Consider the following 23119-nt stretch of genomic DNA (forward strand, 5'->3'; position numbering starts at 1 on the left):
TTTATTAAACAATCATCAATAAAAGTGAATTATTTAGCGTTATTATTATTAAATTCTTAATAAATTTTTATATTTTTAAATATCAACTAAAAAAACTATATTTGCATTCTATAAAAATCGAATAAAGATGCTGCCAAAAACACCTCCTAAAAACAAACAAAAACTTTCTTTCGAAGATTTTAAAGCTGAAGTTTTAAATGACTATAAAATTGCTAAAATTAGTAGAGAGTGTAGTTTATTAGGCAGAAGAGAGGTTTTAACAGGAAAAGCAAAGTTTGGTATTTTTGGAGATGGTAAAGAAGTTCCTCAATTAGCCATGGCTAAAGCTTTTAAAAAAGGTGATTTTAGGTCTGGTTACTATAGAGATCAAACTTTTATGATGGCCATTGGAGAGCTTACGGCTCAGCAATTTTTTGCAGGGCTGTATGCACACACTAACATTGAAGCAGATCCAATGTCTGCAGGAAGACAAATGGGTGGTCATTTTGCTACTCATAGTTTACATGATGATGGCACTTGGAAAGATTTAACAAAACAATACAATTCAAGCTCAGATATTTCTCCCACCGCAGGTCAAATGCCACGTTTATTAGGATTAGCACAAGCTTCAAAAATATATAGAAACGAAAAAAGTGTTCAGCACAAAGCTACCTTTTCAAAAAACGGAAACGAAATTGCTTGGGGAACAATTGGCAACGCAAGTACTAGTGAAGGCTTGTTTTTTGAAACCATAAACGCTGCAGGAGTCTTACAAGTACCAATGTTAATGAGCGTTTGGGATGATGAATACGGTATTTCTGTTCACGCAAAACATCAAACAACAAAAGAAAGTATTTCAGAAATTTTAAAAGGTTTTCAAAGAGATCAAAATAATAATGGATATGAGATATTTGTTGTAAACGGTTGGGATTACACCCAATTAATTGATGTTTATAACAAAGCTGCTAAAATAGCAAGAGAAGAACACGTACCAATTTTAGTACATGTAAAAGAATTAACGCAACCACAAGGCCACTCTACTTCTGGCTCTCATGAAAGATATAAAGACAAAGAACGCTTACTTTGGGAAAAGGAACATGATTGCCTATCTAAAATGAGAAAGTGGATTTTAGATTTTGAATTGACAACTAAAGATGGTGATGTATTAAGAATTGTTGACAAAGAGGAAGAAATCATCATTTTAGAAAAAGAAGCAAAAAAAGAGGTAATTAATGCAAAAAGAAATGCTTGGAATGCCTTTATAGATGAAATTAAAGCCGAAGTAACAACAGCTTCTAAACTATTAGAAAAGATTGCCAATATTAGCAAAAACGGCAACTTTATTTCTAAACTAAACAAAGACTTAAACTTAATTGTAGAGCCTAGTAGAAAAGATATTTTATCTGCAACCAGAAAGACACTAAGATACATTAAAGATGAAAACTTTGCTGAGAAAATTGTTTTGCAAAATTTTATAAAAAAAGCATTAGAGGTAGCTACTGAAAAATTTTCATCAAAACTATATAGCGAATCAGAATTTAGAGCAACTAATGTTGCTGATAAAAAACCAATATACGCTCAGAATAAATCTTTGGTAGATGCCAGAATTATAATGAGAGATAATTTTGACGCGCTATTAAAAAAATATCCTGAAGTTGTTATTTTTGGAGAAGATGCTGGCTTTATTGGTGATGTTAACCAAGGCCTAGAAGGACTTCAAGAAAAATATGGTGATATACGTGTTTCGGATACAGGAATAAGAGAAGCAACCATTATAGGACAAGGTATAGGGTTAGCAATGAGAGGCTTAAGGCCAATTGCAGAAATTCAATACTTAGACTACCTCTTGTATGCACTACAAATTATGAGTGATGATTTAGCAACGCTACAATACAGAACATTCGGCAAGCAAAAGGCACCTTTAATTATTAGAACTCGTGGTCATCGTTTAGAAGGTATTTGGCATGCCGGCTCTCCTATGGGCGGCATCATAAATAATGTAAGAGGCATACATGTTTTAGTACCAAGAAACATGACAAAAGCAGCAGGATTTTACAATACTCTTTTAGAAGGAGATGAACCTGCCCTTGTCATAGAATGTTTAAATGGGTATCGCTTAAAAGAAGAACTACCAACAAATTTAGGCGAATTTAAAAACCCAATTGGTGTTGTCGAAACTATTAAAGAAGGTACCGATTTAACGGTTGTTTCTTACGGATCTACTTTAAGAATTGTAGAAGAAGTTGCCAAAGAATTACAAGAAGTAAATATTGATATCGAAATAATAGACGCGCAAAGTTTACTGCCTTTTGATATAAATCAAGATTGTGTAAAAAGCGTTTCAAAAACAAATAAATTATTAATTATCGATGAAGATGTTCCTGGTGGTGCCTCTGCATATTTACTTCAAGAAATTGTAGAAAAGCAGAATGCTTACATGTATTTAGATAGCAAACCAGCAACACTAACTGCAAAACAACATAGAACAGCATACGGAACCGATGGCGATTATTTTTCTAAGCCTTCTGCAGAAGATATTTTTGAAAAAATATATGAAATCATGCACGAGGCAAATCCAAAGAAATATACTAGTTTATACTAATAACACAAATCACAAACAATTTAAAAGCTCAAAAATCTATGATTTTTGAGCTTTTATATTTTAACATACCTATTAGATTAGTATCCTGAAATTTTTAATATTTTAGTGTCTTCTAATCTCAACAAAGCATTCCATGAAAAAACAATTCTTTTTACCTCTTATAATCTTAATTTTTTATGCATGTTCTCCTCAGAATGGTAAAATGCTAAAAAATCAAAAAACAGCAACGACAGCAACTGCGAAAAAAAGCAAGCAAAAAAAATATTCTGATTTTGTAAAAAAAGACACAAAAACAGATGACGGTTTGTTTAAGGTTCATGAAAATAAAAACACTTTCTTATATGAAATACCAAAAAAACTCCTCAACAAAGAAATGTTACTGGTCACAAGAATTAAAGAATTACCGGCAGATTTAGGAGGTGGCTATGTTAATGCAGGATCTAAAGTAAATACCCAAGTAATTGTTTGGGAGTCTTTTAAAAACAAAATTCTTTTAAAAGTAAAATCTTACAATGCAATTGCAAACGATTCTTTACCAATATATAAATCTGTAACAGCCAACAACTTAGAACCGGTAATTTATGCATTTGATGTAGAGACTCAAAATCAAGATTCTACAGCTGTATTAATAGATGTTACAAAATTATTTTCTACAGATGTAAAAGCCATCTCAGGCTTACCTTCGTATTTTAGAAGCACCTACAAAGTAAGAAAATTAGACCCTTCTAGAAGTTTTATAAACACTATAAAAAGTTACCCAGAAAATATAGAAGTAATTCAAGATTTCTCTTTTGATGCAGATGCGCCTCCAAGTAACACAAGCACAAATACCATAACAATGCGCATCAATCAATCTATGATTTTATTACCAGAAAACCCAATGATGCCCAGAGTGCATGATAAAAGAGTTGGTTATTTTTCTATTGAAAATACAGATTACAGTTCTGAAGCTTTAAAAGCTGATAACAAAAGATACATTAGACGCTGGCGATTAGAACCAAAAGATTGGAACGCTTATAATAATGGAGAATTGGTAGAACCCGTGAAGCCAATTGTATATTATTTAGATCCTGCTACACCAAAAAAACTAAGAAAATATATACAACAAGGAGTAAATGACTGGCAGAAAGTTTTTGAAACAGCTGGATTTAAAAATGCGATAATGGCAAAAATGCCACCAACTGCAGAAGAAGATCCAGAATTTAGTATGGAAGACATTCGCTACTCCTCTATTAGATATGTGGCAAGTACCACAAGAAATGCTACTGGACCAAGTGTATCTGACCCAAGAACTGGTGAGATTTTAGAAAGTGACATTATTTGGTATCACAACCACTTGCGTTCATACAGAAATAGATATTTATTAGAAACTGGTGCTGCAAATCCTTCTGCTAGAACTTTAGATACACCAGATGAAGAAATTGGAGAAATGATGCGAATGGTAATTGCACATGAAGTTGGGCACGCACTAGGACTACCTCATAACATGGCAGCAAGCTTTGCTTATGACACCGAAGATTTACGAAACGGAGAATTTACACAAAAAAACGGAATTGCAGCAACAATAATGGATTATGCAAGGTATAATTATGTGGCACAACCAGGTGATAAAAACATTCGTTTTATCAGACAATTAGGCCCTTATGACCATTATGCCATTAATTGGGGATACCGATTACTACCAAATATAAAAACACCACAAGAAGAAATTGCTACATTAGACAACTGGATTGAAGCAAGAGCGGACAACCCAATATATAGATTTGGTGGACAACGTTTTGATCCTTCTGCACAAACGGAAGGTATTGGAAACAACCAAATTAAATCTAGTACATATGGAATTAAAAACCTAAAAATAGTAGCTAAAAACTTACCAAATTGGACTTCCTCTAAAACCAATAATTACGAAGATTTAGAGGAACTGTATGGCGAATTATTAAGTGTCTGGGGAAGATACGCCGGACACGTAGCTGGTAATATTAGTGGAGTTTATGAATTCAATAAAAAACCTACACAACAGGGCAATGTTTACGTACCTGTTTCAAAAGTAAAACAACAAACGTCTTTAAATTGGTTGCATAAAAATGTTTTTGAAACACAAACCTGGTTAATAGATAAAAACATTCTAAATAAAATAAATGAAAGCGGCTATACTGATAAATTAGGGAGCTATCAAAATAGAGTTTTAGGAGGTATTTTAAATTACAAAAACTTAAAAAGAAGTATTGATGCTGAAGTGATTCAAACAAACAACTACGCTACCACAGAAATGATCTCTGACCTGCGAAAAGGTATTTTTTCTGAAATAAACGGCAGTAAAAATGTAGATGTTTTTAGAAGGAATTTGCAAAAATATTTTGTTAGAAAATTAGCTAGTTTAATGAATGACAAGCTTGCAAGTACTTCTGATATAAGCGCTATTGCAAGAGGAGAACTAACCGTTTTAAAAGATAACTTACAAAGAGCTAGCAAAAGAAAGTTAAATAAAATTACAGCATACCACTACAAAGATCTTCTAGAAATAATAGACACTGTTCTAGAACCATAATTGTTTCTTTTAAAAGTCCTTAAATTAATTTTTAAGGACTTTTTTTTTAAAAAAAACTATCTTTCTAAAACCTTCAAACCAATAGCACACGCTAAACATCTTTTTGGTGTGCAATAATTATTTTTAAGCTCTAATAGAGCTTGTGTATCAAATGCATTTTTAACAACCATATTAAGCGCTGAAAACTTAGAAATAATGTTATTTTTTTCTGGTTTTATTTTTTGCAAAAGTGTTAAGAAAAAATCTTCATCAACAGCTCCTTTAGATTTTTGATACAAAAATTTTATTGGAATTATAGTATTTATAATTAAGAGGTCTATAAACGATTTGGTTAATTTTTTTGATGATAATTTTGAGTTTGACTCAAAACTGTAATGTGTTTTCCAAAATAAAGGAACTGAAGTTGAAAAAGTAGTGTAAAAGTCTTCTACAGTATCGATTTCCATTATTTTTGAAAATAAATTTTGCTGAACATTATATAACGAAACCAATTGCGCTATTCGAATTGTTGGAAAATTATTTGGCCGCATTCTAAAAAATGAAAACAGGTTGCTAGAAATTGGCTCTAATTGATATTTGTGTTTTAAATAATTGTACTCTTTTTTTAATGTTAAATAATACTCATCTTCAATTGATTGCTCTAAAAAGCCCGCCTGACCAAACAATAATGCAGAAAACTGATGTTGATTAAAACTTACTTTCTGAATGATTGAAAAATCTATAGACTGCGCTAATCTTAAAAAAGCTTCTTGATTTATTTTTAACCCAAAGTTTTTAGCTAATAATTGAAATAAAACAGCTTCAAAATTATGGGTCTCCCTCATAAGCAAAGTATTAATTTGATCAGACTTTCTTTCTAACCTCTCAAAAAACAACCGCTCTTTCCAATTATTTAAAATAAAAGAATCGATATTATTTATTTCTTTTTCACATAAAATCCAACGAGATTCTGTTGTAAATAAATTCCGATAGTTGTTTAACGCAGATGAAAGAATACAATCTTGCAAAACTAAAACGGGTATAGGCAGATTGTTTTTCATAAAAATAGCAACATCATTAAACCAGACAACATGTAAAATGGTGGCATCATAATTTTTATCGGTTTCATGATGATGTTGATACCAATCTGATGCATGTAAATGAATTTCCACATTACCAACCCAATATTGATTCTCTATGATTATTTCTGAGTTTAAGAAATCTGGTCCTGAATTTAAATTATGTATGCCAGGTTTTACAACAACAAGCGACTCTTTATTGGTAGTTTGCAGGTTTTTAATAGACAATAACTGGTATTGCCATACATAATGAAGAAATTCTTCATTCATAGTTTTTTCTTAAAGATACAAAAAAATAAAAGCAATGTAAAAATTACCAGCTTCTTAACTAAACCATCAAAATAATGCATTATTTTTGCAACAAATTATACCAATGAATATTATTGATAGTCTTAAATGGCGCTATGCTGTTAAAAAATTTGACTCAGAAAAACAACTTTCAGAAACCAAAGTAAACACCTTAAAAGAAGCGTTTAACTTAACAGCTACTTCATACGGATTACAACCTTTAAAATTAGTTGTAGTTAAAAATAAAGAACTGCAAAAAAAGTTAGTTGCGCATTCTTGGAATCAGAAACAAATAGAGCAAGCATCTCATGTATTAGTAATTTGTATACCTAAAAATTACACCTCAAAAGAAGTAGAAAACTATTTTAACTTGGCTCAAAAAATAAGAAAAACTCCTACAGAAGTTACCAAACCTTTTCAAGAGTTTTTAACCAAAGAAATTGATAGTAAAACACAGGACGAATTATTTTTATGGAACAAAAACCAAGCATATATTGCCCTTGGCAACTTAATGACTGTTTGTGCTGTAGAAAAAATAGATGCCTGCCCGATGGAAGGCTTTATTGCTGAAAAATATGAAGAAGTACTAAATTTAACCGAGCAAAACTTATCTGCAATCTTAGTATTACCTGTAGGTATTAGAGCAAATGATTGCTATATGAAAGATTTAAACAAGGTTCGAAAAGAAGTATCAGAAGTTGTTTTAGAAATTAACTAAAACCTAATGTTTTAAAAAATATAGAATGAGTGAAGCAGTAAGAAAACTAGCCCCTAAAAGTGTTTGGAATCATTTTGCAGATTTAAATGCAGTACCAAGACCTTCTAAAAAGGAAGAGCGAATTATTGATTTTATGGTGCAATTTGGAAAAAAATTACAACTAGAAACCTTTGTAGACAAGGTAGGAAATGTAATTATTAAAAAGCCAGCAACAAACGGTTTAGAAAATCGAAAAGCAGTGGTACTCCAGAGCCATTTAGATATGGTGCATCAAAAAAACACAGATACTGTATTTGATTTTGATACCCAAGGTATTAAAATGCTAGTAGATGGAGATTGGGTTACTGCTGACGGAACCACTTTAGGGGCTGATAACGGATTAGGTGTTGCGGCTATTATGGCTGTATTATCTTCTGATGAGATAGCGCATCCTGATATCGAGGCGCTTTTTACCATTGACGAAGAAACTGGCATGACTGGTGCCATGGGTTTAGAAGGCGGCATATTAAACGGAGAAATTCTTTTAAACCTAGATACAGAGGAAGATAATGAAATTGGCATTGGTTGTGCTGGTGGTTTAGATGTTACAGCTATTAGAAGCTATAAAAACGAAGAAACTCCTTCAAAATCAATCGCCTATAAAATTTCTGTTAAAGGACTAAACGGAGGTCATTCTGGCATGGATATTCATAAAGGATTAGGAAATGCCAATAAAATTATGAACCGATTATTATTTGATGGTTTCACAAATTTTGGCTTACGAATATCTGAAATAAACGGAGGTAGTTTACGCAACGCAATACCAAGAGAAAGCAGTGCAATAATTACTGTTGATTCCATTTCTAACGAGGCATTTTTATTAGAAACCAAATTACTTATTAACAATATTAAAGAGGAGTTTTTAACAACCGAACCAAGTTTAAATATTGTAATATCTGAAACAGATATGCCTAAAAAAGTAATGGAACTAGGCGTGCAAGAAGGTTTCTTAAAATCGATGTACACAGCTTTAAACGGTGTTTATAGAATGAGTCCTACTATTACCGATCTGGTAGAAACGTCAAATAATATTGCAAAAGTTGTTTTAAAAAACGAAGTAATAAAAATAAGTTGCTTAACAAGATCGTCTTCAGAAAGCAATAAATTAGACCTTAGCAATGCTTTAAAAGCTGCTTTTGAACTTTCTGGTTTTGACGTTACTTTTTCTGGTGAATATCCGGGTTGGCAACCCAATGTAAAATCAGCAATTTTAGATGTTGCAGAAAACCTATACACTGCAATCAACAAAGAGAAACCTCATGTAGCTGCATGTCATGCAGGACTTGAGTGTGGTATACTTGGTCAAAACTACCCTAAAATGGATATGATTTCTTTTGGACCAACAATTCTAGGAGCACACTCGCCAGATGAAAAAGCAAGTATTTCATCAACAATAAAGTTTTTTAGCTTCTTAAAAGAAATTCTAAAAAACATCCCCCAAAAATAAATTTTAAGTTTTCTAAAATCAAAACTAGATGAAATTTTAGAAAACACAATCACTTAAAAAAAAGAGAAAAATCAGTTATAAAGAAGTAAGATTTACATTTTTGTTAACATCTTTCATTTTATTAAAAGATAAAAAAATGTAATTTTACTTCGAATTGAGATCACAATTTATCATGGGGAAAATAATTGCTATTGCAAATCAAAAAGGAGGTGTTGGTAAAACAACTACAAGTATAAATTTAGCTGCTGCTCTTGGGGTTTTAGAGAAAAAAGTACTGTTAATCGATGCAGATCCACAAGCAAATGCTTCGTCTGGTTTGGGTATTAATGTAGACGATTTAACACTTGGCACTTACCAAGTGCTAGAGCATACAATTACAGCTAAAGAAGCTATTGTAAAAACAAGCTCACCAAATGTAGATATTATTCCTGCTCATATAGATTTAGTTGCTATTGAAATTGAATTGGTAGACAAGCAAGATCGAGAATATATGCTAAAAAAAGCCTTGATAGATTTAAAAGGTAACTATGACTATATTTTGATAGATTGCGCACCATCACTTGGATTAATTACCTTAAACTCTTTGGTTGCTGCAGATGCGGTTATCATACCTATTCAATGTGAATATTTTGCTTTAGAAGGTTTGGGTAAATTACTAAACACCATCAAAAGTGTTCAAAACATTCATAACAAAGAACTAGATATCGAAGGGCTTTTATTAACAATGTTTGATTCTCGTTTAAGACTATCAAACCAAGTTGTTGATGAAGTAAGAAAACATTTTTCTAGCATGGTTTTTGATACAATTATTAGAAGAAACACACGCTTAGGAGAAGCACCAAGTTATGGCGAAAGTATAATAGCGTATGATGCTACAAGTAAAGGGGCTATAAATTATATAAATTTAGCCCAAGAACTATTAAAAAAGAATTCTTAATATGGCAAAAGCAACTAAAAAACAGGCTTTAGGAAGAGGATTATCTGCTTTGTTGCAAGAATCTTCTGCTGTAATTTCTGCTGCCGATAAAAATGCAGATAAATTAGTAGGTAATATTATTGAAATAGATTTAGATTTAATTGAAGTAAACCCTTATCAACCAAGAACATATTTCGATGAAAACGCTCTTAAAGAATTAGCTGGCTCTATAAAAGAACTTGGTGTAATACAACCTATAACAGTAAGAAAAATAGAGGCTAATAAGTTTCAACTAGTTTCAGGAGAAAGACGTTTTAGAGCTTCTAAATTAATAGATAACAAAACAATACCGGCTTATATTAGACTTGCCAACGATCAAGAAATGCTAGAAATGGCCTTGGTAGAAAATATTCAACGTAAAAACTTAGATCCGATAGAAGTAGCTTTATCTTATCAACGATTAATAGATGAAATAAAGCTAACTCAAGAAAATTTAAGTATTAGAGTTGGTAAAAAAAGATCTACCGTTACCAATTATTTGCGTTTGTTAAAATTAGACCCAATTTTACAGACTGGTATGCGAGATGGTTTTATATCTATGGGACATGGTAGAGCAATGATTAATGTAGAAAACACAGAAGATCAGCTTGCTATTTATGAAAAAATTTTAAGAGATAAATTATCTGTAAGACAAACAGAAGATTTTGTAAAAAACTTAAAATCGAAATCTACCCCTAAGCCAAAGAAAAAACAAGTGCCTAGCTACATAAAAAACAGCTTAAAAGAAATAAGCGAGTTTGTAGGTCATAAGGTAGATGTTAGTGTTAGCAGCAATGGAAAAGGAAAAATATCAATTCCCTTTCATTCTGAAGAGGACTTTAACCGACTAAAAAATTTATTAAAATAAGTGCCCTTTAAAAAATACATATACCTCTGTTTTTTTACTTTATTGAGTGCTAGTATTTTTGCACAGAAAGATTCTCTTGCGGTAAATAAAAATGAAACTCTAAAAATAATCCCTCAAGAAAAAGGAGGCGTTTATGATGCTTTAGCACCATCTAAAGCGGCATTTTATTCTGCAATTTTTCCGGGAATGGGACAAGTTTACAATAAAAAATATTGGAAAACACCAATTGTTTGGGGCGCACTAGGTACAAGTATTTATTATTATTTAGACAATAACAAAGAATATAAAAAATATAGAACTGCATATAAGTTAAGAAAAAACAATCTTAAAGATGCTTTTACTTTAGAGGATGGCACAGAAATAATTTCATTAGAAACTTTAGAGAGAGCCCAAAACCAATTACGCGAAAATAGAGATTTGTCTCTTTTAACTACCGTAATTTTATATGTATTACAAATCGTTGAAGCAAGTGTTAATGCCCACCTACTTCAGTTTAATACCGATGATAATTTATCATTAAAACCTACTTTTATTAATGATCCGACTTGGGTAGAGGCACCGAAGGTTGGACTTAGAATTAAATATAATTTTTAAAATGAAGATTGCACTATTAGGATATGGAAGAATGGGTAAAGAAATTGAAAAGATTGCTTTATCTAGAGGTCATGAAATTGTAATTAAAAAAGACATCACTGATAAAATTGATATTACAAAAGCAGATGTTGCAATAGACTTTAGCATACCAAATGCTGCATTTGATAATATTAGTAATTGCATCAATAATCAAATTCCTGTTATCTCGGGCACAACTGGCTGGCTAGATAAATATGATGAAGCAGTAAAACTTTGTAAAGAAAAAAATGGTGCTTTTATTTATGCTTCTAACTTTAGTCTTGGTGTAAATATTTTTTTTGAATTGAATAAGCAACTTGCCAAAATGATGTATGCTTTAGATGATTACTCAATTTCTATTGAAGAAATTCATCACCTACAAAAATTAGATGCTCCAAGCGGAACAGCTATTACTTTGGCTGAAGGTATTATTGAAAACACCGCAAAACAAAAATGGGAATTAGCAAATAAAACATCCGAAGAAAACATACCAATCACTGCCAAAAGAATTAAAGATGTACCGGGAACACATACGGTAGCTTACGAATCTGAAGTTGATAGTATTGAGGTAAAACACACTGCACACAATAGAAAAGGATTTGCTTTGGGTGCTGTAGTTGCTGCAGAGTGGATTCTTGGTAAAAAAGGCGTTTTTACTATGAAAGACGTACTAAACATTAACTAATTTTATCACCTAGATAAGTATAAAATAGCATATTAGAGGCTGTTAGATTTAATTGAAAATAAATTGACTAACTGCTCACTAACATCAAAATAAAATAATTATGACATTTATTGAATGGTTTATCTTTTTTTTATCAGTACAAGTTATTCATTTTTTAGGGACTTGGAAACTGTATATAAAAGCAGGAAGAAAAGCTTGGGAAGCAGCAATTCCTATTTATAACGGAATAGTACTTATGCAGATAATAAATCGTCCTAAATGGTGGATCTTTTTATTGTTTATACCCGTTGTAAACCTTTTAATGTTTCCTGTTATTTGGATTGAAACAATTAGAACATTCGGCTTCCATAAAAAAATAGACTCTTTTCTAGTTTTAGTATCTCTTGGTTTTTACACCTATTACATCAACTATACAAAAGACCCTAAATACTATGCAGAAAGAAGTTTAAAACCTAGATCTGAACTTGGCGAATGGGTAAGCTCTATAACATTTGCAATTATAGCTGCTACTTTGGTACACACCTATTTTATGCAACCTTTTACAATACCAACATCTTCTTTAGAAAAATCTTTATTGGTTGGAGATTATCTTTTTGTAAGTAAGTTTCATTATGGAGCAAGAATACCATCTACTGTAGTTGCCGCACCAATGGTACATGATTCTTTACCTTTTGTAAAAAATGCATCATACCTAAAAAAACCACAATTACCGTATACAAGATTACCAGGTATTCAAAAAATAAAAAATAATGATATTGTTTGTTTTAATTGGCCTGCTGATACATTGGCTACAATGTGGGGAGATACTTCTGGGAAATTCACATACAAACCAGTAGATAAAAAAACAAACTATGTAAAAAGAGCCGTTGGTATTGCTGGTGATACCCTAGAAATGAAAAACGGTTACTTTTATATCAATGGCGTAAAAAACCAATTACCAGACAGAGCTAAACTACAGTTTTATTACACATACGAAGCAAAGAAACCAATTAGTCAGGCTACTTACCCTTCTTTTTTATTAAATAAAGAGCGTACAAGGGTTTATAAAATTTTAACAGAATATTGGAACAATCCAAAAGTACAAGTAGCACTAAAGAAAAATGGAAGTTTATCTAAGATAGGTTCAGACTCATTATATACAGAAGTAGCTGGTGGTGTAAATCCTGAATTTGCTAACAGGCTAAAAATGACAAATGTTGATAATAAGATAAACATCAACTTAACCGAAGAAGAAGTAGCACTTTTAAGAAAATATCCGTTAACAATTTCTGTCAAAAAAATTAACCACGGTAAAGACAATGCTATTTTTCCACATGTTGAAAGCTTAGGATGGAGCCAAGATAACTTTGGTCCTATTTACATTCCGAAACAAGGAGCAACAGTATCAATTAATAAAAGCACATTGCCATTTTATGAGCAAATAATTGATAATTATGAAAACAATGACTTACAAGTAATCGGAGAAAACATTTACATTAATGGTGAAAAAGCATCTGAATACACCTTTAAACAAGATTACTTTTATTTGATTGGTGATAATAGACACAACTCTTTAGACGGACGTTATTGGGGTTATGTTCCGTTTGATCATGTATTAGGAAAACCAGTAATGATATGGTTTAGTTGGGATGCCAATGCAGCATCAATTGGCGAAAAATTAAAATCGATTCGTTGGAATAGAATGTTTACAACCGTTCATGGAGAAGGCGAACCTGTATCTTATAGATATCTTGTTTTGGTATTGATTGCTCTATACATCGGCTACAGTTTTTACAAAGGAAAAAAGAGTAAGAAATAAATTAATTACTTTTTTGAACTAATGTCATTATTTATACCTACCTATTTTGCACCCATAGCTCAATACAAAGAAATTGTAAACGTAAAAGATGCAATTACTTTTGAAATGGATGATAACTTTCAAAAACAAAGTTATAGAAATAGATGTTATATTTATAATTCGAATGGTAAACAACTTTTAAATATTCCTGTAAAAAATAAATACAAAAGCAGCCAAGCACGTAAAAAAACAAAAGACATGTTGGTTGATAACGATTCTAACTGGCAAGATCATCATTTAAAATCTTTACAATCTGCTTACAGAGCGTCTCCTTTTTATGAATTTTATGAAGATGATTTACAAGCTATTTTTTCTAAAAAATATTCATTTTTACAAGATGTAACTATAGATACTCACCTATTTATAACTGATGCTTTACAAATAAGCAATGCTTTTTATAAAACAGAAACTTACAATTCTATAATAGAAAAAAATGACTTTAGAAGTCTTGCCAATGCTAAGCTTTCGCCTAAACTAGTGGTTGATGAATATTACCAACTATTTAACGACAAGCATGGTTTTATTGATAATTTATCTATTTTAGATTTACTTTTTATGGAAGGACCAAACACCATTAGCTTTTTATCAAAAAAAGAGTAACTTTGTAGCGAAGTACTTGATAATAAAAGAACTACAAAAAATACGCTTAAAATTAAGAAAATGTCCTTTTTAGTAAACTTTATCAACAGAATAAAAACTGTACCTGAAGAGTCTTTGAATAAATTACTTCCTTTATTTGAGTATAAACTCTTGGCTAAAGGAGAAAGAATTGCTGAAATTGGTGAAATACCCTCAGATTTGGTAATTATAGAAACAGGCGTTATTAGGTCTTTTTATACTGATGAAAAGGGAAAGGAATATATTAACCATTTGTTTACTCCTTATAATGCAAGTGGCTCGTTAGCTGCTTTAATTTTAGACAAACCCTCTAGACTAACTTATGAATGTTTGTCTAATTGTAAAGTGTATACTTTAAATTTTAAAGATTTTAAAGATTTAACTATTACAGATACTGAGCTATCTAATCTGTATGTGGCATTTTTAGAATTAGTATTTTTAATTTTAGAATTAAAAATATTCGATTTAAGTGTTTTAAATGCTACAGAAAGGTATTTAAAAATTAAAGAACAAATACCAAATATAGAGAACTTAATACCCCAATACCATATTGCTTCTTACCTAAACATTACCCCTGTTCAATTAAGTAGAATTCGTAAAACAATATATTCTAAATAGTAAATCAATAAACATATGTTAACTATTAGATAGTGATAATGCCTTAAATTTGCAGTGTATAATTCCCCCTGATTAATGTTATACAACGATTTTTATAAAGGCTTATTTTAACGAATAAGCCTTTTTTTATTTTTAAATGACAACATCTTTCATCATACATTATGGCTTGCATTTTATTGCTCCAATACTAATCTCAAAAATATTTTTTAAAAGTAATTGGTTATTTGCATACTTCATATTCGTATGCTCTATGTTAGTCGATTTAGATCATCTATTAGCTACACCAATTTTTGACAAAAATAGATGTAGCATTAACTTTCATCCATTACATACCTATATTGCAATAGCTTTTTATGTTTTCGGGCTACTATTTAAAAAATTAAGAATAATTTGTTTAGCACTACTATTTCATATGCTAACAGATTATATAGATTGTTATTTGTAGTATTTTTTAAGTAAATTATCTAATTCAGTAGAAATATTTAACTTAAATATTAAGAAAAGATACACCACAGTAATTAAAATACTTTTTAAGACAATATTGATGATTGGATGGACAGGAAATCTCCAGATATGAATATCATCGATTGGAAAATCCCAAAAATTAAAAACACCCAGCATTACAATAATAATCATAAACATTTTTAAAGATTTTGGTGTAAATGGAGTTATTGAAAACTTACGATGCACAAACCAAAGCTTAAAAGTATTAAATACGACTATGATAATTAGAGTAGACAGTGCCAAACCATCTGTACCAAAACTTAAGTTAAAATAGAACAGGTCGTTTAAAAAATAAACGCCCACAGACATACCTATTGCAATAGGTAATGCTATTTTATAAAATTTAGAATTATTAATAATAGCACCGTTACTACCTAAAAACATCGTGTATAATTTGGCTGTAGAAATCATAAAAACAACCCATTCTCCTCCTGCGTAACCACTATCTGGCATTATTTTAAAAAGTTCTGACACTCCACAATTAACCAATACATAAAACAAACCACCAACTAAAAAAAGATTGATAGAACTTTTTTTGTACAAACTTTCTACTTCTTTATGATTAAACTCGTTTAAAGATTTAGAAGTTAAAGGTTGTAAAATTTGTGTCATTGCTCTACTTGGCGCTTCTATAAAACTACCTATAAAAACAGCCACAGAATAGTAAGCTGCTTTTTCTATAGTATCTTTTCCAGGTATCATAATTTTATCAATGTCTAATAAAATTGCGCCTGCACTACCTGCTAAAATAATGTATAAAGAATATTTTATAATTTCTGATGTATTATTAGGTAGCTTCAACTGAAATTTTGGCAAATAGACATAAAAAGCATAAAACATCATTACAAATACTCTTAAAACATAAGCTATGGTTAAATAGAAGATAAATTCTTCTTTAGTTATCAACTCAAAAAAAACAGTTAATAAAAGAATCATTACCACTACTCTGTTCCAAAGTTCTTTTAAAACATTTCCAAAAACAGTATTTAATTGCACTTTTGTCCAAGAATAAAAAAGCTCGAAATAAGCACAAGCAACTGCAATTATATAAATATAAAAAGTATAATTTTCTATAATTTGATTCTCTTCTGTAACTTTACTCATAATCCATAAATGAGCATAATCCCAAAAATAACCTAAAGGCAAAGCTATAAGAAGTGGTAAAAATAGTACTGAAGATAAAAAAGTGTCTTTTTCTTGTTTAGTTTGATAAGAAGAAAAAAACTTAACAATTGTATATTGAATTCCAAATGCTGTTAAAGGCATAATTAAATTAGATGCAGATAGCAAAAAAGTAATCATACCATAAAACTCAGATTGCAAAAATCTTGGGTAAAAAATAATCGTATTGATACCACCAATTATAAAAGCAGTATAAATAATAATCGTATTTCTAAAAGATTGTTTTAATACAATTCCCATATTACGAATGTAAACTTTTAATTACAGTTGCTAACTCTTTCGTTAACTCTTTTCTATGATATTTGTTCATATTTATAGGATTTACGAATAAAGTACCCTTTTTATAAAGTTCGTATAATTTATTAATTTCTAATTTTAATTTCTGATGATTGTTGTAATTAATAACTTGCCCAGATTTTGTATCATTTAAAATTTTAGACAAATCGCCTTCTTCTGGGCCAATTGCTAAAATGGGTCTTTTTGTAGTTAAATATTCAAATAATTTACCCGTTAAAATTCCTTTATTATTTGCTACATTAGGGATTAACAATAACAAAACTTGTGCTTTTTTTTGATATTCAATTGCTTTTTGATGATTTACATACCCTAAAAACGTAGCATTATCAATCAACTGAGAACTTAAAACTTCATTTTTAACATCATTAGAAATATCACCAATAAAATTAAGTTGCAAGTCATTTTTAAAAGTGTCATTTTCTAGACAAAGTTCCTTTAAAACTTTAAATAACGTTTTCGGATTGCTTTGTTTAGGCAACAAACCAATATATGATATAGAAAATTTTGTATCTAAAATAATATCATTTTCCTGTAAAACCTCATCATCAAAACCATTTGTTATGACTTCTACCCTATTGGCTATTTTAACAAATTCTTCTTTTAAAGTATTGCTAACAGTTAAAATACAATCTGCATTTTTTAAAACAGATTCTTCTAATTTCTTATTCTTGCTTTTTGCAAAAGGTAGCTGTTTAAAATCTTTATTGTAGTATAAATTAGACCACGGATCTCTAAAATCTGCCAACCATTTTAATTTATTATTTTGATGTAATTTCTGAGCAATTAAATGCATACTATGTGGTGGCCCAGTAGAAATAATAGCATCAATTTTGTTCAAATCTAAATATTCTTGCAAATATTTTACCGAAGGTTTTACCCAGCTAACCTTAGGGTCTGGAACAAAAAAATTACCGCGTATAAAAGACAAGAAACCACCGTTACTAATATTTGATATCTCTTTTTTCTGATTTTTATTTTTTTTCCAAAACAAGAGATCGGTTGGCTCCCAAATTGGTTGCTTTAAAATTTTTATATTTTTAGGGACTTCATCTACAAGAGAAAAATCTTCTTTTGGATATTTTAAAACATCTACTGTATAGACAACAGGTTCTATGTCAAAATTTTGTAAATACTTTACAAATTTCAACCACCTTTGTACACCAGAACCACCAGCAGGTGGCCAATAATATGTAATAATTAAAACTTTCAATTTTGTAAATTATCGTATAAATGTATTAGTTTTTTTGAAGTTTGTTCCCAAGAAAACTCATTTTCAATAAACTGCTTTCCATTTTTCCCTAATTCATTTCTTAACGTTTCATCTTTATAAAGTGCTAAAATTTTATTAGAAAAATCATGTATATCTCTATCCTTATGCACCAAGCCAGAATTTGCCTTTTCAATTATTTTTTTTTGAGCAATTGCATCACTTACTAAAAGTGGTTTTGCCAAACTCATATATTGAAAAATTTTATTTGCATAAGCTACATCATGTTGTAAATTTCTGTGCAAAGGAGAAATACAAATAGCACTTGCTAAAATATACGATTGAAATAATGACACATTTTGCCAACCTTCAAAATCAACAAAATTTTCTAGTTTTAAATCAACAACTTGTTGCTTTAAAATAATATCTGTTGTGTTTTTACCAACAATTACTAACTTAATATTTGTAATAGTTTCTTTCAAACAAACAAGAGCTTCAATGGCAGTTTGCAATCCTCTCCTTAAATGAGTATCGCCTAAATATAGAATAACAAAATTCTCTTTATATTTATTTATTATTAATTTATCTACTTGATAATCTTTATAAAATGATTCTCTAATAGTATTAGGCACCAAAACTAATTTATCTTTTGAGGAAGGGATTTTTTGCCCTAAATGCTCTAAAAATTCTGGTGAAACAGAAATAACTTTATTAGCTTTCTCTATAAATTGTTCTTCTTTCTTTTTCCATTTTTTTGGTGAAATAATATATTTACCAGGAAATTTTTGAAGGTGTGGATACAACTTCATTACTTCTGGCATATTATCATGTAAATCTAAAACAACCGGTAAATTGTATTTCTTATTCACATTAAATACGGCTTCTGCAATTCGAATATCATGTATGTGCAAAGCTGCTATTTTTGTTTCTTTTAGAAATTGATGAATTTTTCTTTTCATCAAAAAAGTATATATAGGAATTGTATAAGCTAAGGCAGATAATTTATATTCTATTTTATTAGAAGCAACCCTTTTCACTTGAATACCATTTATAATTTCTGAAGCTTTCTGATTAGAATAATTTAAGCAAAAAAGAAACACTTCATGACCTGCCTCTATTAATGAAATAGCTTCATTTTCTACTCTCGGATCTGGTGGAAATGGAGCATCTAAAATCATTCCTATTTTCATGAATTATTTTTCCTTTCATAAAAAAACCAACCTACAGCTATCAACAACAAAAGTCCATAAGAAGTTAAAGAAATTATTTTTCCTTGTTGTATTACCTTTGGCTCAAATTTAAATTCTACGGTATGCTTGCCTGCTGGAATAAGCATTCCCCTTAAAACATAATTTACCCTTAAATGAGGTGTTAATTTACCATCTATATATGCATTCCAACCCTGTTTGTAGTATATTTCAGAAAACACTGCAAATTGTTCTTTTGTAGATTTTGATTGATATGTTAACGTTGTAACATCATACTTTGTTAAACGAATGCTAGCTAAAGAATCTTTTTCAATATTAAAATTCTCTAAAACATTAAGTGTGTTGTATGAACGATCATAAACAGCTTCGTTTTTAGTATTCAAAGAATCTAAGGCCCTAATTTCTGAATTGGCATTGTTTACAGCTATTAACCTATCTACAAACCATGCATTGCCGTTTGCCTCATCGTTTAATTGAACTGTTTCTTTGTTTTGATCATCAAAAACAATAAAATATTTAGTGTTTAACATATTTAACACCTCAATATTATTATTGGCTATCTGATAATCAAACAGTTCTTGATAACGCCCAAGCTTGGCTGCATGATAACCACCAATTGATTGATGAAAATAAGAAGTACTACCATCACTCATTGGATTTACTGTAAAATTACCAACTCTAAAATGACTTTTATCTTGAAGTATAAACGCATCTGCTTCTGAAGCTGTAAAAGGCTTTTCTATTTTTCTTGCTGATTTAAAATCTTCTTGATTTACATATCTTTTATCCACAGAAATTAAATCAAACAATACAAAAACAGTTAATATAAAAATTGCAACACCTTGTTTTAACTTTTCTTTTAGCAACAACCATAAAACACTTGCGGTAAGTATTGTTAATAATATTGATCTAAAAGTATCTACTAATAACATCGATTTTCTATCAGAAATAATCGCGTCTATCAAAGTATGAAATTGATTGTATTGTGCATCTCTTAATCCTTTAAATGTAGAAAAAACGTGGGCAAGTATAAAGCCTACAACAATTAACCCTACAAAAGAAAAGACTGCTTTTTTTAAAGCATTTAGTTTTATTTCTGATGTGATTTTTGAAGAGAAAAACTCTTTTAGACCTAAAACCGCTAAAATTGGCACACATAATTCTGCTATTATTTGTATTGAAGAAACTGCTCTAAACTTATTATACAAAGGAAAATAATCGATAAATAGATTGGTTAATATGTCGAAATTTCTACCCCAACTCATTAAAATTGAAAAAACCGTTGCGGTAACTAGCCAAATTTTTAATTTTCCTTTAACAAGAAAAAGTCCTAAGAAGAAAAGAAAAAATAGAACAGCACCAATATAAGCTGGCGCTTCTACTATCGTTTGATCTCCCCAATAAGTTAAAGCCTGACTCGCATGATCTCTGGCAGCTTTTTTACCTGCCATACTTTCTACAGCTTTATAAAAATGAGAAGAATCGTCTAACTTTTCGACAGTACCGCCACCCATAAATCGCGGAATAAACAAGTTAAAAGTCTCTAGCTTTGCATAACTATATTCTGTAATGTAAGCTTTATCAAGACCTTTAGAAATTTCTTTTGAGGTGCCATCGGTATTAATTGTCAATTCAGATTTGCCTCGTGTACTATTGTCTGCATATTCTTTCATTGCCAACAAACGCGGCGCATTCATACCAACACCTAATAAAATAGCCGCTAAAATTACAACTCCTTGTTGTAAAAAAACAAGCAGCTGTTTTTCTTTAATAGCATTAATAAATTCTATAACCACCAAAATTAATATGCAGAAACCAAGATAATAGGTCATTTGCGGATGATTCGTATAAATTTCTAACGCCATTGCCAAGCCAGTAACAAAAAAACCAAGTATGTATTTTTTTTGATACACCCATAAAATACCTGCTAAAACTAAAGGCATATAGGCAATAGCATGTGCTTTAGCATTATGACCTGCACCAAAAATAATAATCAAATAAGTAGAAAAACCAAAGCCTAGCGCCCCAAAGACTGCCAATCTCCAATGTACTTTTAACGCTAGCATTAGCAGAAAAAAACTTAAAAAATATAAAAAAGTATAATCTGCAGGTCTTGGTAAAAAACGTAATGTTCTATCTAACACCCTTACAAAATCATTCGGGTAATAAGCACTTATTTGATAGGCTGGCATTCCGCTAAAAGAAGCGCCTGTCCAGTATGGCTCTGTGTCCTTTGCTGCCCTATAATCATTAATTTCTTTAACCATCCCTCTGAACTGGGTAATATCTGATTGATTTAATTTTTGACCCTTTAAAACAGGAAAAAAATAAATGACAGAAGCCAATGTAAAGATGGCAAAAACAAGAAGATAAGGAGCTATTTTATTAAATTTCATTGTTTAATCTATTTCTTCAAAATCTACATATTCTCCAACAGAGTTTTTTGTTTGCTGCGAAGTTCTTGGCTGTTTGTCTATCACTGTCTTACCTTCTGGCACAGAACTTTTTGTTTCTGCATCTCCACCAAATTGTTGTGCTGCTTTCTTTTTGATTGTTTCTGCTGCTTTTTTAACTAAAAAAGGTGCAAATAACCTAGCTAAAAAAGAAAAAGCATAATAAAAAAATATTATAATGAAGATGGTTTTAAGTACGCCCATTTAAAAGTATTGTAAATTAATTATCAATCAAAAATAACAATTTGAATACAATTGAAGCGTTATCAACCTATAAAAGTTTCACAAACTTAAAAAAGTAGTGTTTACTTTTATAAAATAGGTTTTTTAACCTATGTTTGTCTTTGCTGACAGTAAACAACTATCAAAAATGTATTATAAATTATGAAGCAATCTTTTTTTAAGCTGTTTTTTGCAATTTTATTTCTACTAACAAACTCAACAATAGCACAATATACAGATATCATTAACTCTAACAAACCCGGTTTTTCAGAAAGCCCATACAGTGTTGGTTCTGGTGTATATCAATTTGAGAGTAATTTTTTCACTAAAAACACCAACATTTCGCCCATATTTTCTAAGCCTCAATCTTTAGGGATAGATGTCTTATTTAGAACTAGTTTCTTTTTAGAAAGGCTAGAATTTAACACCCAAATTACTTATCAAAAAGACAAAGTTGCCTTTAATAATATTTTTACCTCTCATTACTTTAACAGTGGCATTAGCAAACTTACGGTTGGGGCAAAATACTTGCTATTCGAACCAACGTATACAGATAAAAGTAAAGAAGTTAGAAGCTGGAAAAAAAGAAATGCATTTGATTACAAACGTTTTATTCCTTCTGTAGCAATCTATTTAGGTGTAAACACAGATTTTATAAATAGCCTATATCAAACAAATAAAATATCTCCTAAAATTGGTGTTTTACTTCAGCAAAACTTAACAAACGATTTTAATATTATTTCAAATATTTTTTATGACAAAGCAGGTACCGAGTTTACAGAAATATCATATATCGTTACAGCTACTCAAAATTTTGGCGAACGATGGTCTGGTTTTTTAGAACACCAAGCTATCATAGAAAAATACCAGAATAATTTAAATTTCGGACTTGGTGTTACCTATTTATTTAGTAGAAATTTACAAGTTAACACCTCGTTTCGCTCTATAAAAGAGGGAAAATCTGAAGGTTTTTATGGTGGTTTTGGAGTCTCTTATCGAATAGACAAACACCAAGACACTTACAAAGATTTAAATGAAATCGAAAGTAAATTAAAAGACACACCAATAACAAGGTATAATAATAGAAACCGTAGTTTTTTCTCTAAAATATTTAGCGTTTTTAAAAAGAATAAAAGAACTAGTAGAAAACGTAAAAGAAAATAATTTTTTTAAA

At 30.3% G+C, this 23119-nt stretch carries 19 protein-coding genes; 13 read left to right on the forward strand and 6 right to left on the reverse strand.

Annotated elements, in window-relative coordinates:
* Window positions 1-127: 127 nt before the first annotated feature.
* Window positions 128-2581 carry a thiamine pyrophosphate-dependent enzyme gene (locus Q0678_RS07345; protein WP_299055991.1) on the forward strand — a complete coding sequence of 818 codons (2454 nt, stop codon included), beginning with the start codon at window positions 128-130 and terminating at the stop codon, window positions 2579-2581.
* Between the two features lie 202 nt (window positions 2582-2783).
* Entirely contained in the window at window positions 2784-5129 is a 2346-nt protein-coding gene (locus Q0678_RS07350; protein WP_299056611.1) for a zinc-dependent metalloprotease, read from the forward strand.
* Window positions 5130-5185: 56 nt separating this feature from the next.
* On the opposite strand, the gene Q0678_RS07355 is transcribed toward Q0678_RS07350, so the two are convergent.
* Entirely contained in the window at window positions 5186-6457 is a 1272-nt protein-coding gene (locus Q0678_RS07355) for a DUF2851 family protein (RefSeq protein WP_299055994.1), read from the reverse strand.
* A gap of 103 nt (window positions 6458-6560) precedes the next feature.
* Between Q0678_RS07355 and Q0678_RS07360 the strand changes: the two genes are divergently transcribed.
* The 10 genes from Q0678_RS07360 (at window position 6561) to Q0678_RS07405 (ending at window position 15317) form a co-directional block, all read left to right on the forward strand.
* Window positions 6561-7193, forward strand: a complete 633-nt coding sequence (locus Q0678_RS07360) for an NAD(P)H-dependent oxidoreductase (RefSeq protein WP_299055997.1) — start codon at window positions 6561-6563, stop codon at window positions 7191-7193.
* 25 nt (window positions 7194-7218) lie between these two features.
* Window positions 7219-8679 (forward strand): aminoacyl-histidine dipeptidase, encoded by a 1461-nt coding sequence (locus Q0678_RS07365; protein WP_299056000.1) that lies wholly within the window; start codon window positions 7219-7221, stop codon window positions 8677-8679.
* Between the two features lie 172 nt (window positions 8680-8851).
* Window positions 8852-9616 carry an AAA family ATPase gene (locus Q0678_RS07370; RefSeq protein WP_299056003.1) on the forward strand — a complete coding sequence of 255 codons (765 nt, stop codon included), beginning with the start codon at window positions 8852-8854 and terminating at the stop codon, window positions 9614-9616.
* A 1-nt stretch (window position 9617) separates the two neighbouring features.
* Entirely contained in the window at window positions 9618-10502 is an 885-nt protein-coding gene (locus tag Q0678_RS07375) for a ParB/RepB/Spo0J family partition protein (RefSeq protein ID WP_299056006.1), read from the forward strand.
* The gene (locus Q0678_RS07380) at window positions 10503-11096 is read left to right on the forward strand and encodes a DUF5683 domain-containing protein (protein ID WP_299056009.1); all 594 of its coding nucleotides are present in this window, start codon (window positions 10503-10505) and stop codon (window positions 11094-11096) included.
* Window position 11097: 1 nt separating this feature from the next.
* The gene (gene dapB / locus Q0678_RS07385; protein ID WP_299056011.1) at window positions 11098-11799 is read left to right on the forward strand and encodes a 4-hydroxy-tetrahydrodipicolinate reductase; all 702 of its coding nucleotides are present in this window, start codon (window positions 11098-11100) and stop codon (window positions 11797-11799) included.
* A 100-nt stretch (window positions 11800-11899) separates the two neighbouring features.
* Window positions 11900-13597, forward strand: a complete 1698-nt coding sequence (gene lepB / locus Q0678_RS07390) for a signal peptidase I (RefSeq protein WP_299056013.1) — start codon at window positions 11900-11902, stop codon at window positions 13595-13597.
* Between the two features lie 21 nt (window positions 13598-13618).
* The gene (locus Q0678_RS07395; RefSeq protein WP_299056016.1) at window positions 13619-14236 is read left to right on the forward strand and encodes a WbqC family protein; all 618 of its coding nucleotides are present in this window, start codon (window positions 13619-13621) and stop codon (window positions 14234-14236) included.
* A gap of 60 nt (window positions 14237-14296) precedes the next feature.
* Entirely contained in the window at window positions 14297-14872 is a 576-nt protein-coding gene (locus Q0678_RS07400; protein WP_299056019.1) for a Crp/Fnr family transcriptional regulator, read from the forward strand.
* Between the two features lie 136 nt (window positions 14873-15008).
* Entirely contained in the window at window positions 15009-15317 is a 309-nt protein-coding gene (locus Q0678_RS07405; protein ID WP_299056023.1) for a DUF6122 family protein, read from the forward strand.
* On the opposite strand, the gene Q0678_RS07410 is transcribed toward Q0678_RS07405, so the two are convergent.
* From Q0678_RS07410 to Q0678_RS07430, 5 genes are read right to left on the reverse strand one after another with little or no spacing between them, the layout of a single operon-like run.
* Window positions 15308-16798: a lipopolysaccharide biosynthesis protein gene (locus Q0678_RS07410; RefSeq protein WP_299056052.1), complete on the reverse strand. Its 1491-nt coding sequence runs from the start codon at window positions 16796-16798 to the stop codon at window positions 15308-15310. The genes Q0678_RS07405 and Q0678_RS07410 overlap by 10 nt on opposite strands.
* A 1-nt stretch (window position 16799) precedes the next feature.
* Window positions 16800-18065 (reverse strand): glycosyltransferase family 4 protein, encoded by a 1266-nt coding sequence (locus tag Q0678_RS07415; RefSeq protein WP_299056055.1) that lies wholly within the window; start codon window positions 18063-18065, stop codon window positions 16800-16802.
* On the reverse strand, window positions 18062-19252 hold the full coding sequence (locus tag Q0678_RS07420; protein WP_299056060.1) for a glycosyltransferase family 4 protein: 1191 nt from the start codon (window positions 19250-19252) through the stop codon (window positions 18062-18064). Before Q0678_RS07420 ends, Q0678_RS07415 begins: the two co-directional genes overlap by 4 nt.
* Window positions 19249-21666, reverse strand: a complete 2418-nt coding sequence (locus Q0678_RS07425; RefSeq protein WP_299056063.1) for a YfhO family protein — start codon at window positions 21664-21666, stop codon at window positions 19249-19251. Before Q0678_RS07425 ends, Q0678_RS07420 begins: the two co-directional genes overlap by 4 nt.
* A gap of 3 nt (window positions 21667-21669) precedes the next feature.
* Window positions 21670-21927, reverse strand: coding sequence for a DUF4834 family protein (locus Q0678_RS07430; protein ID WP_299056066.1), 258 nt, complete (start codon window positions 21925-21927; stop codon window positions 21670-21672).
* 180 nt (window positions 21928-22107) lie between these two features.
* On the opposite strand from Q0678_RS07430, the gene Q0678_RS07435 reads away from it, so the two are divergent.
* Window positions 22108-23109, forward strand: a complete 1002-nt coding sequence (locus Q0678_RS07435) for a transporter (protein ID WP_299056069.1) — start codon at window positions 22108-22110, stop codon at window positions 23107-23109.
* Window positions 23110-23119 lie beyond the last annotated feature (10 nt).

The organism is uncultured Polaribacter sp. (assembly GCF_947497125.1).
Taxonomy (GTDB): Bacteria; Bacteroidota; Bacteroidia; order Flavobacteriales; family Flavobacteriaceae; genus Polaribacter.